Annotated in this window: 14 protein-coding genes; 3 read left to right on the forward strand and 11 right to left on the reverse strand. The window is 61.1% G+C overall.

Annotated features, from left to right (window positions below):
• Nucleotides 1-44 precede the first annotated feature (44 nt).
• Nucleotides 45-326 (forward strand): HU family DNA-binding protein, encoded by a 282-nt coding sequence (locus ACSAMW_RS18580; RefSeq protein ID WP_500591537.1) that lies wholly within the window; start codon nucleotides 45-47, stop codon nucleotides 324-326.
• A 53-nt stretch (nucleotides 327-379) separates the two neighbouring features.
• Here ACSAMW_RS18580 and rlmF read toward each other — a convergent pair whose 3' ends face one another.
• The 5 genes from rlmF to ACSAMW_RS18605 form a co-directional block, all read right to left on the reverse strand.
• Nucleotides 380-1,300 (reverse strand): 23S rRNA (adenine(1618)-N(6))-methyltransferase RlmF, encoded by a 921-nt coding sequence (gene rlmF / locus ACSAMW_RS18585; protein ID WP_500591538.1) that lies wholly within the window; start codon nucleotides 1,298-1,300, stop codon nucleotides 380-382.
• Between the two features lie 76 nt (nucleotides 1,301-1,376).
• The gene (locus ACSAMW_RS18590; RefSeq protein ID WP_500591539.1) at nucleotides 1,377-4,223 is read right to left on the reverse strand and encodes a valine--tRNA ligase; all 2,847 of its coding nucleotides are present in this window, start codon (nucleotides 4,221-4,223) and stop codon (nucleotides 1,377-1,379) included.
• 99 nt (nucleotides 4,224-4,322) lie between these two features.
• Nucleotides 4,323-4,712, reverse strand: a complete 390-nt coding sequence (locus tag ACSAMW_RS18595; RefSeq protein ID WP_500591540.1) for a DNA polymerase III subunit chi — start codon at nucleotides 4,710-4,712, stop codon at nucleotides 4,323-4,325.
• Nucleotides 4,713-4,722: 10 nt separating this feature from the next.
• On the reverse strand, nucleotides 4,723-5,151 hold the full coding sequence (locus ACSAMW_RS18600) for a DNA polymerase III subunit chi (RefSeq protein ID WP_500591541.1): 429 nt from the start codon (nucleotides 5,149-5,151) through the stop codon (nucleotides 4,723-4,725).
• A 43-nt stretch (nucleotides 5,152-5,194) separates the two neighbouring features.
• On the reverse strand, nucleotides 5,195-6,682 hold the full coding sequence (locus tag ACSAMW_RS18605) for a leucyl aminopeptidase (protein ID WP_500591542.1): 1,488 nt from the start codon (nucleotides 6,680-6,682) through the stop codon (nucleotides 5,195-5,197).
• A 230-nt stretch (nucleotides 6,683-6,912) separates the two neighbouring features.
• Here ACSAMW_RS18605 and lptF point away from each other — a divergent pair, with 230 nt between their 5' ends.
• Entirely contained in the window at nucleotides 6,913-8,031 is a 1,119-nt protein-coding gene (gene lptF / locus ACSAMW_RS18610) for an LPS export ABC transporter permease LptF (protein WP_500591543.1), read from the forward strand.
• The gene (gene lptG / locus ACSAMW_RS18615; protein ID WP_500591544.1) at nucleotides 8,028-9,089 is read left to right on the forward strand and encodes an LPS export ABC transporter permease LptG; all 1,062 of its coding nucleotides are present in this window, start codon (nucleotides 8,028-8,030) and stop codon (nucleotides 9,087-9,089) included. Before lptF ends, lptG begins: the two co-directional genes overlap by 4 nt.
• A 104-nt stretch (nucleotides 9,090-9,193) precedes the next feature.
• Here the strand turns inward: lptG and ACSAMW_RS18620 are convergent, their stop codons facing one another.
• The 6 genes from ACSAMW_RS18620 to gcsR all read right to left on the reverse strand — a co-directional run bounded on the left by ACSAMW_RS18620 (nucleotide 9,194) and on the right by gcsR (nucleotide 17,395).
• A complete protein-coding gene (locus tag ACSAMW_RS18620; protein WP_003227496.1) occupies nucleotides 9,194-9,406 on the reverse strand; it encodes a cold-shock protein in 213 nt (70 codons plus the stop codon).
• Between the two features lie 364 nt (nucleotides 9,407-9,770).
• On the reverse strand, nucleotides 9,771-10,898 hold the full coding sequence (gene gcvT / locus ACSAMW_RS18625) for a glycine cleavage system aminomethyltransferase GcvT (RefSeq protein WP_500591545.1): 1,128 nt from the start codon (nucleotides 10,896-10,898) through the stop codon (nucleotides 9,771-9,773).
• 30 nt (nucleotides 10,899-10,928) lie between these two features.
• On the reverse strand, nucleotides 10,929-12,305 hold the full coding sequence (locus tag ACSAMW_RS18630; RefSeq protein ID WP_500591546.1) for an L-serine ammonia-lyase: 1,377 nt from the start codon (nucleotides 12,303-12,305) through the stop codon (nucleotides 10,929-10,931).
• Nucleotides 12,306-12,371: 66 nt separating this feature from the next.
• Nucleotides 12,372-15,230 carry an aminomethyl-transferring glycine dehydrogenase gene (gcvP, locus tag ACSAMW_RS18635; protein ID WP_500591547.1) on the reverse strand — a complete coding sequence of 953 codons (2,859 nt, stop codon included), beginning with the start codon at nucleotides 15,228-15,230 and terminating at the stop codon, nucleotides 12,372-12,374.
• Nucleotides 15,231-15,241: 11 nt separating this feature from the next.
• Complete coding sequence (gene gcvH, locus ACSAMW_RS18640) at nucleotides 15,242-15,619, reverse strand: glycine cleavage system protein GcvH (protein WP_500591548.1); 378 nt, start codon at nucleotides 15,617-15,619, stop codon at nucleotides 15,242-15,244.
• 264 nt (nucleotides 15,620-15,883) lie between these two features.
• On the reverse strand, nucleotides 15,884-17,395 hold the full coding sequence (gcsR, locus tag ACSAMW_RS18645; protein ID WP_500591549.1) for a transcriptional regulator GcsR: 1,512 nt from the start codon (nucleotides 17,393-17,395) through the stop codon (nucleotides 15,884-15,886).
• Nucleotides 17,396-17,404: the final 9 nt, after the last annotated feature.

Below are 17,404 nucleotides of genomic sequence, written 5' to 3' on the forward strand. Positions count from 1 at the left end.
ATGCTCTGGCAACCCAAACGAATTTGAAAGGGAAGGAACACTACATGGCACTTACCAAAGACCAACTGATCGCTGACATCGCCGAAGCCGTAGACGCGCCCAAGGCCACGGCCAAGAACGCGCTGGAGCAACTGGGCCAGATCGTTGCCGACCAGCTGGAAAACGGCAGCGAAATCACCCTGCCAGGTATTGGCAAGCTGAAGGTTTCCGAGCGTCCTGCACGTACCGGTCGTAACCCGTCCACCGGTGCTGCTATCGAAATCGCTGCAAAGAAAGTTGTAAAGTTCGTGCCTGCCAAGGTACTGACCGACGCTATCAACAAGTAAGTTGAGCGTTATGAAAAACCGCACCTCAGGGTGCGGTTTTTTTTGGCCAGCGTTCAGGCGCCCGTCCGCTGTTCCCGTGTTTGAAAGGTCCACGCCAGGAAGCGGCTCTGCTTCTGGCCCTGGCCCATGGCAACTACCCGTGTTTCCAAGGCACCTGCGCGGGCGATACGCGCCTGCAAAGGGGGCAGGTTGCCCACTTTGGACACTAGGCAGGTAAACCAGCCAATGTAGGGCCCCTGCGCCGCGCTCTCGTCAATCAGGCGGCTTACAAAGCTCAATTCCCCGCCCTCGCACCACAGCTCGGTCTGTTGCCCGCCAAAATTGAGCACAGGCAGCTGCCGAGCGGGGTCGGCCTTGCCCAGGTTTCGCCATTTTCGTTGGCTGCCAGCGATCGCTTCCTGCGCGGACGCATGGAAAGGCGGGTTGCACAAGGTCGCCGTAAAGCGCTCGCCAGGCTGCACAATGCCTTCCAGTACGTGCCGTGGCTGTGTTTGCAGGCGCACCTCGATCGCTTTGCCCAGCCCGTTGGCCTTGGCAATAGTCTGGGCGGATGCCACGGCCACCGGGTCAATGTCGGACCCTGCGAAGCGCCAGCGGTAATCCAGGTGGCCTAGCAATGGGTAGATGCAATTGGCGCCGGTGCCGATGTCCAGCACACGCACCTGGGCACCTGTGGGAGGTGTACCACCGTGGTCTTCGGCGAGCAGATCGGCTACGCCGTGAACGTAGTCCCCACGGCCTGGCACAGGCGGGCACAGGTAGCCCTCGGGAATGTCCCAGAACTTGATCCCGTACAACGCCTTGAGCAAGGCACGGTTGAATACGCGTACAGCCGCTGGGTTGGCAAAGTCGATGCTTTCCTTGCCATAGGGGTTGAGAATGACGTACTCGCCGAGTTCAGGGGTACCCTGGATCAACTTGGGAAAGTCGTAACGGCCTTGGTGGCGGTTACGGGGGTGCAAGGTCGGTTTCATCAATAGGGCCACAGAAAAAGGAACGCGGCTGGCGCCACTCCGGAACCTGGAGCAACGGCCAGCCGCGAGGGTGGCGTTAAAGCGCGCTGATACGGGCGTGCTGTTCGGCCAGTTTGGCCAGGGCTTGCTCGGCTTCGGCGAGCTTGGCGCGTTCCTTGTCGATCACGGCAGGGGGCGCTTTGTCTACGAAGGCCGCATTGGACAGCTTGCCGCCCACACGGTCCACTTCCCCTTGCAGGCGGCCGATTTCCTTGTTCAGGCGGGCCAACTCAGCGTCCTTGTCGATCAAGCCGGCCATGGGCACGAGCACTTCCAGTTCGCCCACCAGCGCCGTGGCGCTCAGCGGGGCTTCGTCGGAAACGGCCAATACCGTAAAGGCCTCGATCTTGGCCAGCTTGCGCAGCAGGTGCTGGTTTTCCTCAAGGCGGCGCCGGTCGTCCTCGCTGGCGTTTTTCAGGTACAGGTGCAACGGCTTACCAGGGCCGATGTTCATTTCGCCACGGATGTTGCGCACACCCAGCATCAGCTCCTTGACCCACTCGATGTCCCGCTCGGCGGCTTCATCAATGCGGCTGTCGTTGGCCACAGGCCAGGGCTGCAGCATGATGGTCTTGCCTTCGATACCCGCCAGCGGCGCCAGGCGCTGCCAGATCTCTTCGGTAATGAACGGCATGAACGGGTGCGCCAGGCGCAAGGCCACTTCCAGTACCCGCACCAGCGTGCGGCGCGTGCCACGCTGACGTTCGACCGGCGCCGTGTCGTCCCAGAGCACGGGTTTGGACAGTTCCAGGTACCAGTCGCAGTACTGGTTCCAGATGAACTCGTACAGGGCCTGGGCGGCCAGGTCGAAACGGAACTGGTCCAGTTGGCGGGTCACTTCGGCTTCGGTACGCTGCAGCTGCGAGATGATCCAGCGGTCGGCCAGTGACAGCTCGAAGGCTTCGCCGTTCTGGCCGCAGTCCTCGCCCTTGTCCAGCACGTAGCGGGCGGCGTTCCAGATCTTGTTGCAGAAGTTGCGGTAGCCTTCCACACGGCCCATGTCGAACTTGATGTCGCGGCCCGTGGATGCCAGGGAGCAGAACGTGAAGCGCAGGGCGTCAGTGCCGTAGCTGTCGATACCCTCCGGGAATTCGGCACGCGTCTGCTTGGCGATCTTGTCGGCCAGCTTGGGCTGCATCAGGCCACTGGTGCGTTTGTCCAGCAGCGCATCCAGCGTAATGCCGTCGACGATGTCCAGTGGGTCCAGCACGTTGCCCTTGGACTTGGACATCTTCTGGCCCTGGCCATCACGCACCAAGCCGTGCACGTAGACCGTCTTGAACGGGACCTGTGGTGTGCCGTCGGGGTTTTTCACCAGATGCATCGTAAGCATGATCATCCGGGCGACCCAGAAGAAGATGATGTCGAAGCCGGTGACCAGCACGTCCGTGGGGTGGAAGGTTTTCAGGAACTCGGTCTGTTCCGGCCAGCCCAAGGTGGAGAACGTCCACAGGCCGGAGCTGAACCAGGTGTCCAGTACGTCGGTGTCCTGCTCCAGCTTCACCTCGGCACCCAACCCATGCTTGGCGCGCACGTCGGCTTCGCTACGGCCTACATACACCTGGCCGCTTTCGTCGTACCAGGCCGGTACCCGATGGCCCCACCACAATTGACGGCTGATGCACCAATCCTGGATGTCCCGCATCCATGAGAAATACATGTTCTCGTACTGCTTGGGCACGAACTGAATGCTGCCGTTTTCCACTGCTTCGATGGCTGGCTCGGCCAATGGCTTGGTGGACACGTACCATTGGTCCGTAAGCCAGGGCTCGATAACGGTGCCGGAGCGGTCGCCCTTGGGCACCTTCAGGGCATGGTCGTTGATGCTGACCAGCAGGCCGGCCGCGTCGAAGTCCGCCACGATGCGCTTGCGTGCCTCGAACCGGTCCAGGCCCGCGTAGGTCGCGGGCAGGGCGGTGTCGATGTGCTCGTTCACCGAGCCGTCCAGGTTGAACGCCTGCACGGCCGAGAGCACCCGGGCATGCTTGTCGAAGATATTGAGCAGCGGCAGGTTGTGGCGCTTGCCCACTTCATAGTCGTTGAAGTCGTGGGCGGTGGTGATTTTCACGCAGCCGGTGCCGAATTCGGGGTCGCAGTAGTCGTCTGCGATGATCGGAATGCGGCGGCCTACCAGGGGCAGGTCCACGAACTTGCCGATCAGGGCCTGGTAGCGCTCGTCATTGGGGTTAACGGCTACGGCCACGTCGCCCAGCATGGTTTCGGGGCGCGTGGTAGCCACTACGAGGAAAGTGTTGCCCTCTGCCGTGGTAGCGCCGTCCGCCAAGGGGTAGCGCAGGTTCCAGAGGGACCCTTTCTCGTCGTGGCTTTCCACTTCCAGGTCGGAAATAGCGGTGTGCAGCTTGGTGTCCCAGTTCACCAGGCGCTTGCCGCGGTAGATCAGGCCGTCTTCATGCAGGCGCACGAAGGCTTCCTTGACAGCCTCGGACAGGCCGTCGTCCATGGTGAAACGCTCGCGGGTCCAGTCTACCGACGAGCCCAGGCGGCGGATCTGGCGGCTGATATTGCCGCCGGACTCGTGTTTCCATTCCCAGATTTTCTCCAGGAAGGCTTCGCGGCCCAGGTCGTGACGGCTCTGGCCCTTGGCTTCGAGCTGGCGCTCTACCAGCATCTGGGTGGCGATACCGGCGTGGTCGGTACCAGGCTGCCATAGCGTGTTGCGGCCCTGCATGCGGCGGAAGCGGATCAGGGCGTCCATGATGGCGTTGTTGAAGCCATGGCCCATGTGCAGGCTGCCGGTCACGTTCGGCGGCGGGATCATGATGGTGTACGGGTCACCAGAACCCTGGGGCGCGAAGTAGTTCTGCGCTTCCCAGGTCTGGTACCAGGACGTTTCGATGGCGTGCGGCTGGTAAGTCTTGTCCATGCGCGGCAGGGCCCTGTTAGGCAAACGATTCGGAAAGCCGAACAGTATAACGGACAGGGCGGCGGGGGTGTAGGCGTGGCAGTAACGGCCTGAATGCTGTCAAGGCGTAAGCAGGCGCTGCATACGGGCTTCGAGGCGGCGTTTGATCTCCGTTTCGATATGCGGGGCAAAGTCATCGATCACGTCTTGCATGATCTTGCGTGCCGCTTCACGTAACTCGGCATCCAGGTGCAGCAACGTGTCCTGGCGGTTCTGGGCGGGTGTGGCCTTGGGCAGCTCAGCCACGTCCAGCAGCAGGGGCGCCTGGTCAATGTCCAATGGCGTTTCGCCGGTGGTCTCAAACAGCAGGGGCACCACTTCTTCAGTGGGTTCGCTTACGGTTTCAGTCAATACCGGTGGTTCCAGGGCATCATCGCCCAGCAACCGACGAATCGATTCCAGGTCGTCCAGCAATTGGTTGGAATCGGGCAAAGGCGTGGGCTTATCCATCAAAGTAGACTCAAAGGCGCGTGAGGCGGTGATCCTGCAAAGGATAGCCCTGTTCGCGATAGAAGCGGAAATTCTCCCGGGCCTGGTCCCGTACGGTAGGGTCCGAGATGACGATCTCTGCCACGCGGTTGAAGCGGCCAACGAATGCGGGTACCGCCAGGGTCAGGTTGATCAGTAACTCGCCGTTCGCATTTTCAGGTTCTGAAAGGCCTAGGGTCACCGGGGCCAGTGTAAGGTCATCCCCTTGGGTATGCGGTACAAAGCTTTCACCCTTGAAGGCCCAAAGGCGGGTGTCCATATCCTGGCATTGGCCAGCGTTTGAACACAGCACATGCACCTGGTGGCCCAGGCGCCAGGCTTTTTCAGCCAGTTTGCAGGCGAAGTCCAGCCGCGCTGAAGGCAGCGCGCTGGGCAGAATATAAAAATCGACCTGGGTCATGGTTCAAGGTGCCCCTGGCGAGCGATCGGCCAGGGGCGGCCCCTCAGCCTGCAGCGCGATCGAGCAGATACTGGGTCAGCAAAGGCACCGGGCGGCCTGTGGCGCCCTTGTCCTTGCCTCCGCTGAGCCAGGCAGTACCGGCAATGTCCAAATGCGCCCAGTCGTAGCTTTTGGCAAAGCGCGACAGGAAGCAAGCGGCCGTGATCGTCCCGGCCTTCGGGCCACCGATGTTGGCAATGTCGGCGAACGGGCTGTCCAGTTGCTCCTGATACTCGTCGAACAACGGCAGTTGCCAGGCGCGGTCATCGGCCCGGCGGCCGGCGTCCAGCAAATCGTTGATCAGGCCATCGTTGTTGCCCAACAGGCCAGAGGTGTGCCCGCCCAGAGCAACCACGCAGGCACCGGTGAGGGTAGCGATGTCCACCACAGCCTTGGGTTTGAAGCGCTCGGCATAGGTCAGGGCGTCGCACAGCACCAGGCGGCCTTCAGCGTCGGTGTTGAGAATCTCGACGGTTTGCCCGCTCATGGTTTCCACGATGTCACCAGGGCGTGTGGCCGTACCGCTGGGCATGTTCTCGGCGCAGGCCATCAGGCAGACGAGGTTGATGGGCAGCTGCAGCTCAAGCACCGCGCGCAGGGTGCCGAACACGCTGGCAGCGCCACACATGTCGAATTTCATTTCATCCATGCCGGCCGATGGCTTGATGCTGATGCCGCCGGTGTCGAACGTGATGCCTTTGCCGATGAGCACATAGGGCTGTTCTGCCTTGGCTCCGCCCTGGTATTGCGCCACGATCAGGCGCGGAGGCTGTGCGCTGCCCTGGGCCACGGCCAGGAACGAGCCCATGCCCAACTGCGCAAGCTTCTTCTCGTCGTGCACGTCCACCTTCAGGTTCTTGTGTTCCTTGGCCAGGCCCTTCGCAAGCTCGCCAAGGAAGGTGGGGTGGCAGATGTTCGGTGGCATGTTGCCTAGGTCCCGCGTCAGGCTCATGCCCAAGGCAATGGCGCGTGCGTGCTGAACGGCGCGTTCGGCCTCTGCGGTATCCACCTTGGTGGTGGCCAGGGTGATTTTCTTCAGCGCGCGTGGGTCTGCCTTCTTGCTTTTGTAACGTTCGAACACATAGCCGGCGTCCAGCACAGTCTCGGCCAGCAGGCGGACCTTACTGTAGGTGTCGCGGTTGGCAACGGTCACTTCGTCCAATGCGAGCACCGCATCAGCGCCGCCGAGGGTTTTCAATACGCCCAGGGCGGAGGTTATGGCCTTGCGGAAGGGGCGGTCGCCCAATGCATCTTTACCGACGCCCAACAGCAGTACCCGTTCGGCCTTGATGCCAGGCAGGCTGTGCAATAGCAGGGTCTGGCCGGGCTTGCCTTCGTGATCACCACGCTTGAGAATCGCGCTGATGGCGCCGCTGCTCTGTTCGTCGAGCTTTCTGCCCACAGCGCCCAGGCTGCGGCCTTCGCTGACCGGTACCACCAAGGTTGCGGTCTTGAGCGTTTCGGCATTCACGCTTTTTACAAGCAGTTCCATGTAACGTCCCCAATCAGTGGTTCGACTGCCACGCGGCCCTGTGCCTCGTGGTCGCGCAGGCGTAGGCGTTCAGTTTGAGCCTGTGTCTCTGTCGCTGACAACCCCGATGGCACACCGCCAAGTGACAGGCACCCCCATTCACAGGATAATGCGCCCACTTTTTCCGTCGGGCCTGTGTGTAATCGCACAAGCGCATGGCCGTCAAGGCTGGTTACCCCGGAGTGTCTGGTTTGATCGTTTTCCGTTATCTGTCCCGCGAAGTCCTGGTGACCCTCAGTGCCGTCAGCGCCGTGCTGCTGGTTATCATCATGAGTGGGCGCTTTATCAAGTACCTGGCCCAGGCTGCCAGCGGTGCGCTCGACCCCGGTGTTTTGTTCCAGATCATGGGCTATCGGCTGCCGGGTTTCCTGCAGCTGATTCTCCCGCTGGGGTTGTTCCTGGGCATTCTGCTCGCTTACGGAAGGCTGTACCTGGAAAGCGAAATGACGGTGCTGTCTGCCACTGGCATGAGCCCAGGGCGCTTGCTGGGCATCACCATGATCCCGGCCACTGTGGTCGCCCTGCTGGTCGCCTGGCTCAGCTTCAGCCTGGCACCCCTGGGCGCAACGCGGTTTGCCCAACTGATCAACCAGCAGGATGCGCTGACCGAGTTCGACACGCTCGTACCGGGACGCTTCCAGATGCTGCGTGATGGCACGCGCGTCACCTATACCGAAGAGCTCTCCGAAGACCGCGTCAACCTGGGTGGCGTGTTCATCTCGGAAAAACGCGCGTCTACCGATGGCAAGAAGGATCGGGGTATTTCGGTGCTGGTAGCCGACAAAGGCCGCCAGGAGGTGGACACCAACGGTAACCGTTACCTGATCCTCGAGAACGGCTACCGCTACGACGGTAACCCGGGGCAACCCGATTACCGTGCTATCAAGTACGACACCTATGGCGTGATGTTGCCAAAGCCTGAGGTGAGCGAGGACATCAGCGAGCGCGAGGCCATTCCAACGTCCACCCTGTTCGGGTCCACTGTGCTGCGTGACCGTGCCGAACTGCAGTGGCGCCTTTCGCTGCCGCTGCTGGTCTTCATCGTTACGCTCATGGCCGTTCCCCTGTCACGGGTGAACCCGCGCCAAGGCCGGTTCCTCAAGCTGTTACCGGCCATCCTGCTGTACATGGCCTACCTTACTATCCTGATTTCGGTACGCAGTGCCGTGGAGAAAGGGCGCCTGCCCATCGGCCTTGGCCTGTGGTGGGTGCATGGGCTGTTCCTCGCCATCGGGATAGGGCTGATGGGGTGGCAACCCCTGCGTCTTTCGCAGGCGCAGCGTCGTAGCCGGGCTGGGGTGGCAAAATGAAGAAGCTTGATGGGTACATCGGTCGCAGCGTGTTCGTTGCTATCCTGGCGGTGCTGGGCATCATCCTGGGCCTGGCCACCCTGTTCGCGCTCATCGATGAACTGAGCGACCTGAGTGACACCTACACCTTGGGGGACGCGGCCTGGTACGTATTCCTCACCGCACCACGGCGTTTGTATGAGCTGTTGCCCATGTCCGCACTCATCGGGTGCCTGATCGGCCTGGGCAGCCTGGCCAGCAGCAGCGAACTGACGATCATGCGCGCAGCAGGCGTATCCATCTCACGTATCGTGTGGGCCGTCATGAAGCCTATGCTGGTGCTGATGGTGGCAGGCGTGCTGATCGGCGAATACGTGGCGCCGCCGGCTGAGGACCAGGCCCAGGCCTCCCGCTCCCTGGCACAGGGCGGTGGTGACGCCCAAAGCGGCAAGCACGGCTTGTGGCACCGCCAGGGCAACGAATATATCCATATCAATACTGTGCAGCCCAATGGGCTGCTGTATGGCGTAACCCGTTACGAGTTCGACGACCAGCACCACCTTCAGCAGTCCAGCTTCGCTCGCAAGGCCGTGTACGCACAGGACCACTGGCAGTTGAGTGAGGTCACTACCACGCTGTTCAAAGGGGACCATACCGAGGTTGTGCCTGCGGACACAGTGCGCTGGGACGTGGCCCTTACGCCGCAGCTGTTGAGCACCGTGGTCATGGCCCCTGAATCCCTCTCTATCACCGGCTTGTGGGCCTATGTGCATTACCTGGGCGCCCAAGGGCTGAGCAGCGGGAAGTACTGGCTGGCCTTCTGGACAAAAGTATTGCAACCCTTCGTGACCGCCGCCCTGGTGGTGATGGCGATCTCCTTCATCTTCGGCCCGCTGCGCTCTGTCACCCTGGGCCAGCGCGTGTTTACCGGGGTACTGGTAGGTTTCGTGTTCCGCATTGCCCAAGACCTGCTCGGCCCTTCGAGCCTGGTATTCGGCTTTCCGCCCCTGTTGGCGGTCGCCTTGCCTGCGACAGTCTGCGCCATAGCGGGGGTGTGGTTGTTGCGCAGGGCGGGCTAGCGCTATAGGCGCCTTTAGGCGGCTGTCTGTTAAAAGCTGACAAAACAGGCGCTCATAAAAAAGCCCCGCCTATCACTAGTCGGGGCTTTTTCGTGCGAAGGTGATCAGGCTTCGGCTTGAACTTCGTCCGCTTGCATGCCTTTTTGGCCCTGCACCGCAACGAAGGTCACTTTCTGGCCTTCTTTCAGGCTTTTGAAACCGTTGCCTTGGATAGCGCGGAAGTGCACGAACAGATCCGGACCGCTTTCAGGCGTGATAAAACCAAAACCTTTTTCGTCGTTGAACCACTTGACGGTACCGCTCTGGCGAGTGCTCATGTCTATTTCCTTGAAGCTCAATAATGGTGTCAGCTGGCCTTCAATTTGGAGGCTGCTATTACTGGTTGCAGGAAAGTAAGAGACGCAGAACGGGTTGTAGCAAAGCCTAGCGCTACTGCCCAGGTCACGAACCAAAGCGACCCATGCAAACTCAGTCCAGACGACTCTACGCTAACCTTAGTCACAAAAACAAGCCCCGAAACTGCTAGCTTTTATGCCTTTTTCATACCCGTTTTGCGACCTTATTCCTACTTGCTCAGCGAAGTGCCTCGACGGGCATAACACCGCCAAGGTCGCTGGCTATGCCATGCAAGCACAGCGCCATGACCGGGTTGATGAAGGCTGAATTCGCTTTAATGTCTGTTTACGCCTGGCCCCGATAATAACGCTGCGCTACAAAGGGCATGCGTGACACTTTCACGGGTACTGTCTTGCCCCGTACCAGTGCCCAGAGTTCGGTCTCCAACCCACTAAGGTGCGTATCTATCCATGCCATTGCAACTGGCGCATTCAATGTAGGGCCAAAGCCGCCACTGCAGACCTGGCCTACTTCGTTGCCCTCGGCATCTACTACCTGAGCGCCTTCACGTACCGGCATGCGTTCCTGGGGCAGCAAGCCAACCCGCTTGCGGGGCACACCCTCTTTCTGCTGGGCATAGATAGTGTCCGCACCTGGGAACCCGCCGGCACGTGCTCCATCGGCGCGGCGCACTTTTGAAATGGCCCAGCCCAGGTTGGCCTCTACTGGCGTAAGTTCGGCATTCATGTCATGCCCATACAGGCACAGGCCAGCCTCCAGTCGCAGCGAGTCACGTGCGCCCAGGCCAATAGGCTGCACTTCAGGCTCACTTAGCAGTCGGCGAGCCAGTGCTTCGGCTTGTTCCACAGGTACGGAAATCTCATAGCCATCTTCGCCGGTATAGCCCGAGCGGCTTACGTAGCAGGCAATGCCTGCCAGCTCCAGGGCTGCAAACTGCATGAAGGTCATGCTCGACACCGCAGGTTGCAACCGCGCCAGCACGTCCACGGCTTTGGGACCTTGCAGCGCCAGCAAGGCGCGGCTTTCGAACAGGGGCTCGATCACGCAGTGGCTGGTAAGGTGGCTGCGCAGGTGTGCAAGGTCTGCCTCCTTGCAGGCCGCGTTGACTACCAGGAACAGCTCCGTCTCTGAAACCTTGGCCACCATCAGGTCATCGAGAATGCCGCCCTGGTCGTTGGTGAACAGCGCATAGCGTTGGGTGCCAACTGGCAGGTCGATGATGTCGACGGGCACCAGCGCTTCCAGCGCTGCGGCAGCGTGCTCGCCCAGCAGCCGGATCTGCCCCATGTGTGACACATCGAACAGGCCAGCCTGCTCGCGGGTATGCAAGTGCTCCTTCAACACGCCTAGGGGGTATTGCACGGGCATGTCGTAACCGGCAAAAGGCACCATGCGCGCACCCAGTTCCAGGTGGAGGGCATGCAAAGGGGTTTTCAAAAGGGTGTCGGACATTGCTGTGCTCCTTGTGCTGCGGCATGGCCGTCAGCATTCAATAATGTTTACCGCCAGGCCGCCGCGCGCGGTTTCCTTGTACTTGCTTTTCATGTCAGCGCCGGTCTGGCGCATGGTGCGGATGACTTTATCCAGCGACACAAAATGCTGGCCGTCGCCGCGCAGCGCCATGCGCACGGCATTGATTGCCTTTACCGAACCCATTGCATTGCGCTCGATGCAGGGCACCTGCACCAGGCCGCCAATAGGGTCGCAAGTCAGCCCTAGGTTGTGCTCCATACCGATTTCTGCCGCATTTTCGACCTGCTGCACGGTGCCGCCCATGACTTCGCACAGCCCACCGGCGGCCATCGAGCAGGCCACGCCCACTTCGCCCTGGCAGCCGACTTCGGCCCCCGAGATTGAAGCGTTTTCCTTGTACAGGATGCCAATGGCCGCAGCGGTTAGAAGGAAGCGCACCACCCCGTCCTCATTGGCACCTGGCACGAATCGCATGTAGTAGTGCAACACGGCCGGCACGATACCGGCGGCGCCGTTGGTAGGTGCGGTGACCACCCGGCCGCCGCTGGCGTTCTCTTCATTCACGGCCAGGGCATAGAGGTTGACCCAGTCCAGCACGGACAGGCTGTCGCGCAGCGCGGCCTCTGGGTTGCTGCGCAGTTGGCGGTACAGCCCTGCTGCGCGACGCTTCACTTTCAGGCCGCCCGGGAGGATGCCTTCGTTCTCGCAGCCTGCACGTACGCACTGTTGCATTACCTGCCAGATGTGCAGCAGGCCGGCGCGGGTTTCAGCTTCCGGGCGCCAGGCCTTTTCGTTGGCCAGCATGATCTGGCTGATAGGCAGGTGTTGCGCCGTGCAGTGGGCCATCAATTCCTTGGCCAAGGTAAACGGGTAGGGCAGTGGGGTGGTATCGGCCACGATGCGGTCTGCACCGGCAGCGTTGTCATCCACCACGAACCCACCCCCTACCGAATAATACTCCCGGCTGCGTACCTGCAGGCCAGCCCCATCGAAAGCACGGAAAATCATGCCGTTGGGGTGGTAAGGCAAGGGCTTGCGGATCATTGCCAAGTGCTGTTTTTCGACGAAGTCGATTTCGTGTTCGCCCAGCAGCCGCAACCGGCCTGTGCTGCGAATGGCGGCCAGGCGAGCATCGATGGTCGTGGTGTCTACTGTGTCAGGCTGCTCGCCTTCAAGGCCAATCAGCACCGCTTTGTCACTGCCATGCCCTTTGCCCGTTGCACCTAGCGAGCCATACAGCTCTACTTTCACCTGGGCCACGCTGGCCAGCATCCCTTCGCGTCGAAGCCCTTCGGCGAAGCGCGCAGCAGCGCGCATGGGCCCCACGGTATGGGAACTGGAAGGGCCAATACCCACCTTGAACAGGTCAAACACACTTAAGGACATGAGCGTTCCAGGATAAAACTGAGAAAAAGGGGCCACGGTTGTGGCCCCTCGTGTCAGAGCCTGGGCTCACGCGTTTTGATAGGCTTCGATGGGCGGGCAGGCGCACACCAGGTTGCGATCCCCAAACACGTTGTCCACCCGTCCAACCGGCGGCCAGTACTTAGTAGCCTTGAGGCTGGCCAGCGGGTAGGCCGCTTGTTCCCGGCTGTAGCTATGGGGCCACTCGCCCAACAGCTCTTCAGCCGTATGCGGCGCGTTGCGCAGCGGGTTGTCCTCGGCATCCAGCGCGCCGCTCTCCACACCACGGATCTCCTCGCGAATGCAGATCATGGCGTCGCAGAAACGGTCCAATTCTTCCTTGGATTCGCTTTCAGTGGGCTCGATCATTAAAGTGCCGGCTACCGGGAACGACATGGTAGGGGCATGGAACCCGAAGTCGATCAAGCGCTTGGCCACGTCGTCCACGCTGATACCGCTGCTGTCCTTGAGCGGGCGCAGGTCGAGAATGCACTCATGGGCCACCAGGCCATTGCTGCCGGTATAGAGCACAGGGTAATGCTCTTCCAGGCGGCGGGCGATGTAGTTGGCGTTGAGGATAGCCATTTGCGAGGCACGCTTGAGGCCTGCACCGCCCATCATCCGGATGTACATCCAAGTAATGGGCAGAATGCTCGCGCTGCCGAACGGCGCAGCGCAGACGGCGCCTTCCTTGCGCTCCAAGGCTTCATGGCCTGGGAGGAAGGGGGCCAGGTGCGCTTTCACGCCGATCGGGCCCACGCCTGGGCCACCGCCGCCATGGGGAATGCAAAACGTCTTGTGCAGGTTAAGGTGGGACACGTCGCCGCCGAACTTGCCGGGCGCGCATAGGCCCACCATGGCGTTCATGTTGGCGCCGTCGATGTACACCTGGCCGCCGTTGTCATGAATGATCTGGCAGATTTCGCCGATCCCTTCTTCGAACACCCCATGGGTGGACGGGTAGGTGATCATGAGGGCAGCCAGGTAATCTTTATGCGCCTCCGCCTTGGCGCGCAGGTCGTCGATATCCACGTTACCCCGCGCATCACAGGCAGTAACCACTACGCGCATGCCGGCCATGTGGGCGGTCGCTGGGTTAGTGCCGTGGGCAGAAGAAGGGATCAGGCACAGGTCGCGCTGGGTATCGCCACGGCTCTGGTGGTAGGCACGAATGGCCAGCAAGCCGGCGTACTCACCTTGTGAGCCCGCATTAGGTTGCAGCGAGACAGCGTCGTAACCGGTGGCTGCGCACAGCATGGCTTCCAGTTCTTTTGTCAGCGCTGTGTAGCCTTGGCTTTGCTCTGCGGGGGCGAAGGGGTGCAGGTTTCCGAACTCGGCCCAGGTCACCGGGATCATTTCGCTGGCCGCGTTGAGCTTCATGGTGCAGGAACCCAGCGGAATCATGGTGCGGTCCAGGGCCAGGTCCTTGTCGGCCAGGCGGCGCAGGTAACGCATCAACTCGGTTTCGGAGTGATAACGGTTGAATACGGGGTGGCTGAGCACAGCACCCTGGCGCAGTTGCCCCTTAGGCAATGCACTGGAGGCACTGCCTTGAACAGCAGCGAAAGCTGGCTGCTGACCGGTGGCAAAAATAGCCCACAAGGCTTCTACATCGGCCTGCCGGCTGGTTTCGTCCAAGGACACGCCCACACGCTCGGCGTCTACCTGGCGCAGGTTGTAGCCCGCCGTCCGTGCTTTGGCATGCCGCTCAGCGGTGGCAGCCCCTGTGTGCAGTGTCAGGGTGTCGAAGAAGTGCGTCTGCTCGACCACTACACCCATGTCACGGAGGCCTGCCGCCAGAATCGCCGTCAGGGCATGGGTACGTTTAGCGATCTGTTGCAGGCCCTGAGGCCCGTGGTACACCGCATACATGCTGGCGATGTTGGCCAGGAGCACCTGCGCGGTGCAGATGTTGCTAGTGGCCTTTTCGCGGCGGATATGCTGCTCGCGTGTCTGCATGGCCAGCCGATAGGCAGGTTGGCCATGGCGGTCGATGGACACACCTACCAGGCGCCCGGGCATGTCGCGCTTGAAGCTGTCCCGGGTAGAAAAGTACGCGGCATGGGGGCCGCCAAAGCCTAAGGGCACGCCAAACCGCTGTGCGCTGCCAATGGCCACGTCAGCGCCGAATTCGCCCGGCGGCGTGAGCAGGGTCAAGGCCAGCAGGTCGGCGGCAACGGCTACCAAGGCCTGGCTGGCGTGGAAGCGTTCCACTACGGCGGTGTAATCCAGCACATCGCCGTTACTGGCAGGGTATTGCAGCAGGGCACCGAAGAAGCGGCTAGTGTCCTCCAGGGTGTGTTCATCGGCGACTACCACCTCAATACCCAGCGGCTCAGCGCGCGTACGCAGCACCGCTAGGGTTTGCGGGTGGCAACGCACCGACGCGAAGAAGGCGGTGCTAACACGGTTTTTCGACAGGCGCTTGCAGAAGGTCATGGCTTCGGCGGCAGCGGTGGCTTCGTCCAACAGCGAGGCATTGGCAATGGGCAGCCCCGTCAGGTCGCTGATCAGCGTCTGGAAGTTGAGGAGGGCTTCAAGGCGGCCTTGGGAAATTTCCGGTTGATAGGGGGTATACGCGGTATACCAGGCTGGATTTTCCAGCAGGTTGCGCAGGATGGGCGCCGGAGTATGGGTGTTGTAGTACCCCTGCCCGATCACCGTCTTGAGCAACTGGTTCTTGCCAGCAATAGCCTTGAGCGCAGCCAGTGCATCGGCTTCGCTTTGCCCATCGCCAGCATCCAGCACGCTGGTGCCCTTGATGGTGGCGGGAATGACCGCTGCGGTCAGGCTGTCCAGGCTATCGAAACCTAGGGTTTGAAGCAGCGCCTGCTCGTCTTCTGCGCGTGGGCCGATATGGCGGCCAATGAATTCGTTATCCGTGGTCAAGGCAACGTCAAAAGGCATGTCAGATGTCCTCAGGCTTGGGCAGCGATCAATTGATCGTAGGCGTTCTGGTCCAGCAGGCCATCGAGTTGCGACGCATCGACAGGCTTGAAGCGGAAGAACCAGCCACGTGCCAGGGGATCTTCATTGACCAGTTCAGGGTTGCCTTCCAGGGCCGGGTTCACCTCGGTGATCTCGCCATCCAGGGGCATGTTGATGCTGCTGGCGGCTTTAACAGATTCCAGTACAGCCACTTCAGCCTCCACAGTGTAGTCGCCGGTTTCCGGCAACTGTACGAACACCACGTCGCCCAGGGCCTGCTGGGCAAAATTGGTAATGCCTACGGTCACGGTGCCGTCGGCTTCGGCACGCAGCCATTCATGCTCATGGGTGAAACGCAAAACAGTCATGCAACACTCCAGAAGGCCAGGGGTGGCCGCAAACACGCGCCCATGCGGGCTGGATCGCTGTCATGTTGCAAATAGGCTGCCAATGCAATGAAGTACCCGATTTTGCTGGGCTAGAAGGGTGTGAGGGGACGGCAGCACAGGGCGTGATATGTAATGATTTCATTACGGTCGTTGTCAGGGCTGAGTCGGTGCTGGCTGCTTGAGGTGTAATGAAATGCAGACGCTGTATCGATAACGTGACGCAAGCGGGGCGAATGGCCAACGTCAGCTTTTGCTGGTGCCTATCCCGTATTTGCGCAAGCGGTTGGCAATGGCGGTATGGGACGTCTGCAGCCGCGCGGCCAGCTGCCGCGTGGACGGATAATCGGTATACAGCTTTTCCAGCAGCGCCTGTTCGAAATCGTCCACGGCCTGCTCCAGGCTATGGATTTCCCGGTCGCGTTGCTGCGCCACGGAAGTACCAGCAATGTCCAAGTCGCCAATGTCCACCAGTGTGCTTTCGCAAATGGCCGCTGCACGGAAAATCACATTCTGCAACTGGCGAACGTTGCCGGGCCAACGGTTGCCCAGCAGGGCAGGGTAGGTGCCCGGTGCCAGGCGACAGACGGGCCGGCCGATCTGCGCGCAGGCCTGGCGCATGAACCAACGGGCCAATAGCAGAATGTCCTGGCCCCGGTCACGCAAGGGCGGTACGTCCAGGTTGAGCACGTTGAGCCGGTAATACAGGTCTTCGCGAAAGGTCCCTTCGCTCACCATCTTGTCCAGATTGCGATGGGTGGCGCTCAGGATACGTACATTCACATTGATTTCGCGGTCGCCACCTACGCGCCTGAAGCTGCCGTCATTGAGGAACCGCAACAATTTAGCTTGCAGGTAGAGGGACATTTCGCCGATCTCATCGAGAAAGACCGTGCCTTGGTGCGCCAGCTCCATCAAGCCGGGCTTGCCGTTGCGCTGTGCGCCTGTGAACGCCCCAGGTGCATAGCCGAACAGCTCGCTTTCAGCCAGGTTTTCAGGCAACGCTGCGCAGTTCAGTGCCAGGAAGGGTGAGCTATGGCGTGCGCTGGCGGCATGGCAGGCGCGCGCGACGAGTTCTTTTCCCGTACCGGTTTCCCCCTGAATCAACAAAGGCGCATCCAGGGTAGCAATGCGTTGTGCCCGCGCCTTGAGCTGGCGAATGGCGGTGGACTCGCCCAGCAGCGCCTCGAAGCCTTCAGCATGGTCATGGTGCAGGGCTGCCAGCCGTTCGCCGATGCGGTTGGGGGGGTAGAGCGTGATGAGCGCGCCGGCGTGGGGAATGGGCGTGGCGTCCAGCATCAGGGTTTCGCCCTCCACCGACACTTCTCTGAGGGGCAGGCGGAAGCCGTTTTCAACCAGTGCCTCCAGCAGGCTGGTGTCGCGGAACACCTGTGCCACCAGCTCGCCAGCGGGTTCCCGACCGCATAGCGAAACCATGGCAGGGTTGGCCAGCAGTACCTTTCCTGCAGTGTCCACGGCCAGCACCGGGTCGCTCATGGCGGCAAGCAGCGCATCAAGCTGAAGGTGGCGCCGCTGGCCTGGCAAAATGTCCACCACCGTGACGGCCTGAACACCGGCCACGGCAAACAGCGCACCACGCAGTTCGTCCAGTACAGCAGCACTGAGCGTAGGGGCATCGATATACACATTGGGCGGTACCATCTCGACCGCATCCAGGTTCAGGTTGCGGGCACCCAGCAGGGCCAGTACTTCTTGGGTAATGCCTACCCGGTCTTGAAAGCTGACGTGAATACGCATGAGGAAAAC

The organism is Pseudomonas sp. AB39(2026), from assembly GCF_059831485.1.

Coding starts and splice junctions, on each gene's coding strand:
- ACSAMW_RS18580 (WP_500591537.1), top strand. CDS start 45: ATGGCACTTACCAAAGACCAACTGATCGCTGACATCGCCGAAGCCGTA.
- rlmF (WP_500591538.1), bottom strand. CDS start 1,300: ATGAAACCGACCTTGCACCCCCGTAACCGCCACCAAGGCCGTTACGAC.
- ACSAMW_RS18590 (WP_500591539.1), bottom strand. CDS start 4,223: ATGGACAAGACTTACCAGCCGCACGCCATCGAAACGTCCTGGTACCAG.
- ACSAMW_RS18595 (WP_500591540.1), bottom strand. CDS start 4,712: ATGGATAAGCCCACGCCTTTGCCCGATTCCAACCAATTGCTGGACGAC.
- ACSAMW_RS18600 (WP_500591541.1), bottom strand. CDS start 5,151: ATGACCCAGGTCGATTTTTATATTCTGCCCAGCGCGCTGCCTTCAGCG.
- ACSAMW_RS18605 (WP_500591542.1), bottom strand. CDS start 6,682: ATGGAACTGCTTGTAAAAAGCGTGAATGCCGAAACGCTCAAGACCGCA.
- lptG (WP_500591544.1), top strand. CDS start 8,028: ATGAAGAAGCTTGATGGGTACATCGGTCGCAGCGTGTTCGTTGCTATC.
- ACSAMW_RS18620 (WP_003227496.1), bottom strand. CDS start 9,406: ATGAGCACTCGCCAGAGCGGTACCGTCAAGTGGTTCAACGACGAAAAA.
- gcvT (WP_500591545.1), bottom strand. CDS start 10,898: ATGTCCGACACCCTTTTGAAAACCCCTTTGCATGCCCTCCACCTGGAA.
- ACSAMW_RS18630 (WP_500591546.1), bottom strand. CDS start 12,305: ATGTCCTTAAGTGTGTTTGACCTGTTCAAGGTGGGTATTGGCCCTTCC.
- gcvP (WP_500591547.1), bottom strand. CDS start 15,230: ATGCCTTTTGACGTTGCCTTGACCACGGATAACGAATTCATTGGCCGC.
- gcvH (WP_500591548.1), bottom strand. CDS start 15,619: ATGACTGTTTTGCGTTTCACCCATGAGCATGAATGGCTGCGTGCCGAA.
- gcsR (WP_500591549.1), bottom strand. CDS start 17,395: ATGCGTATTCACGTCAGCTTTCAAGACCGGGTAGGCATTACCCAAGAA.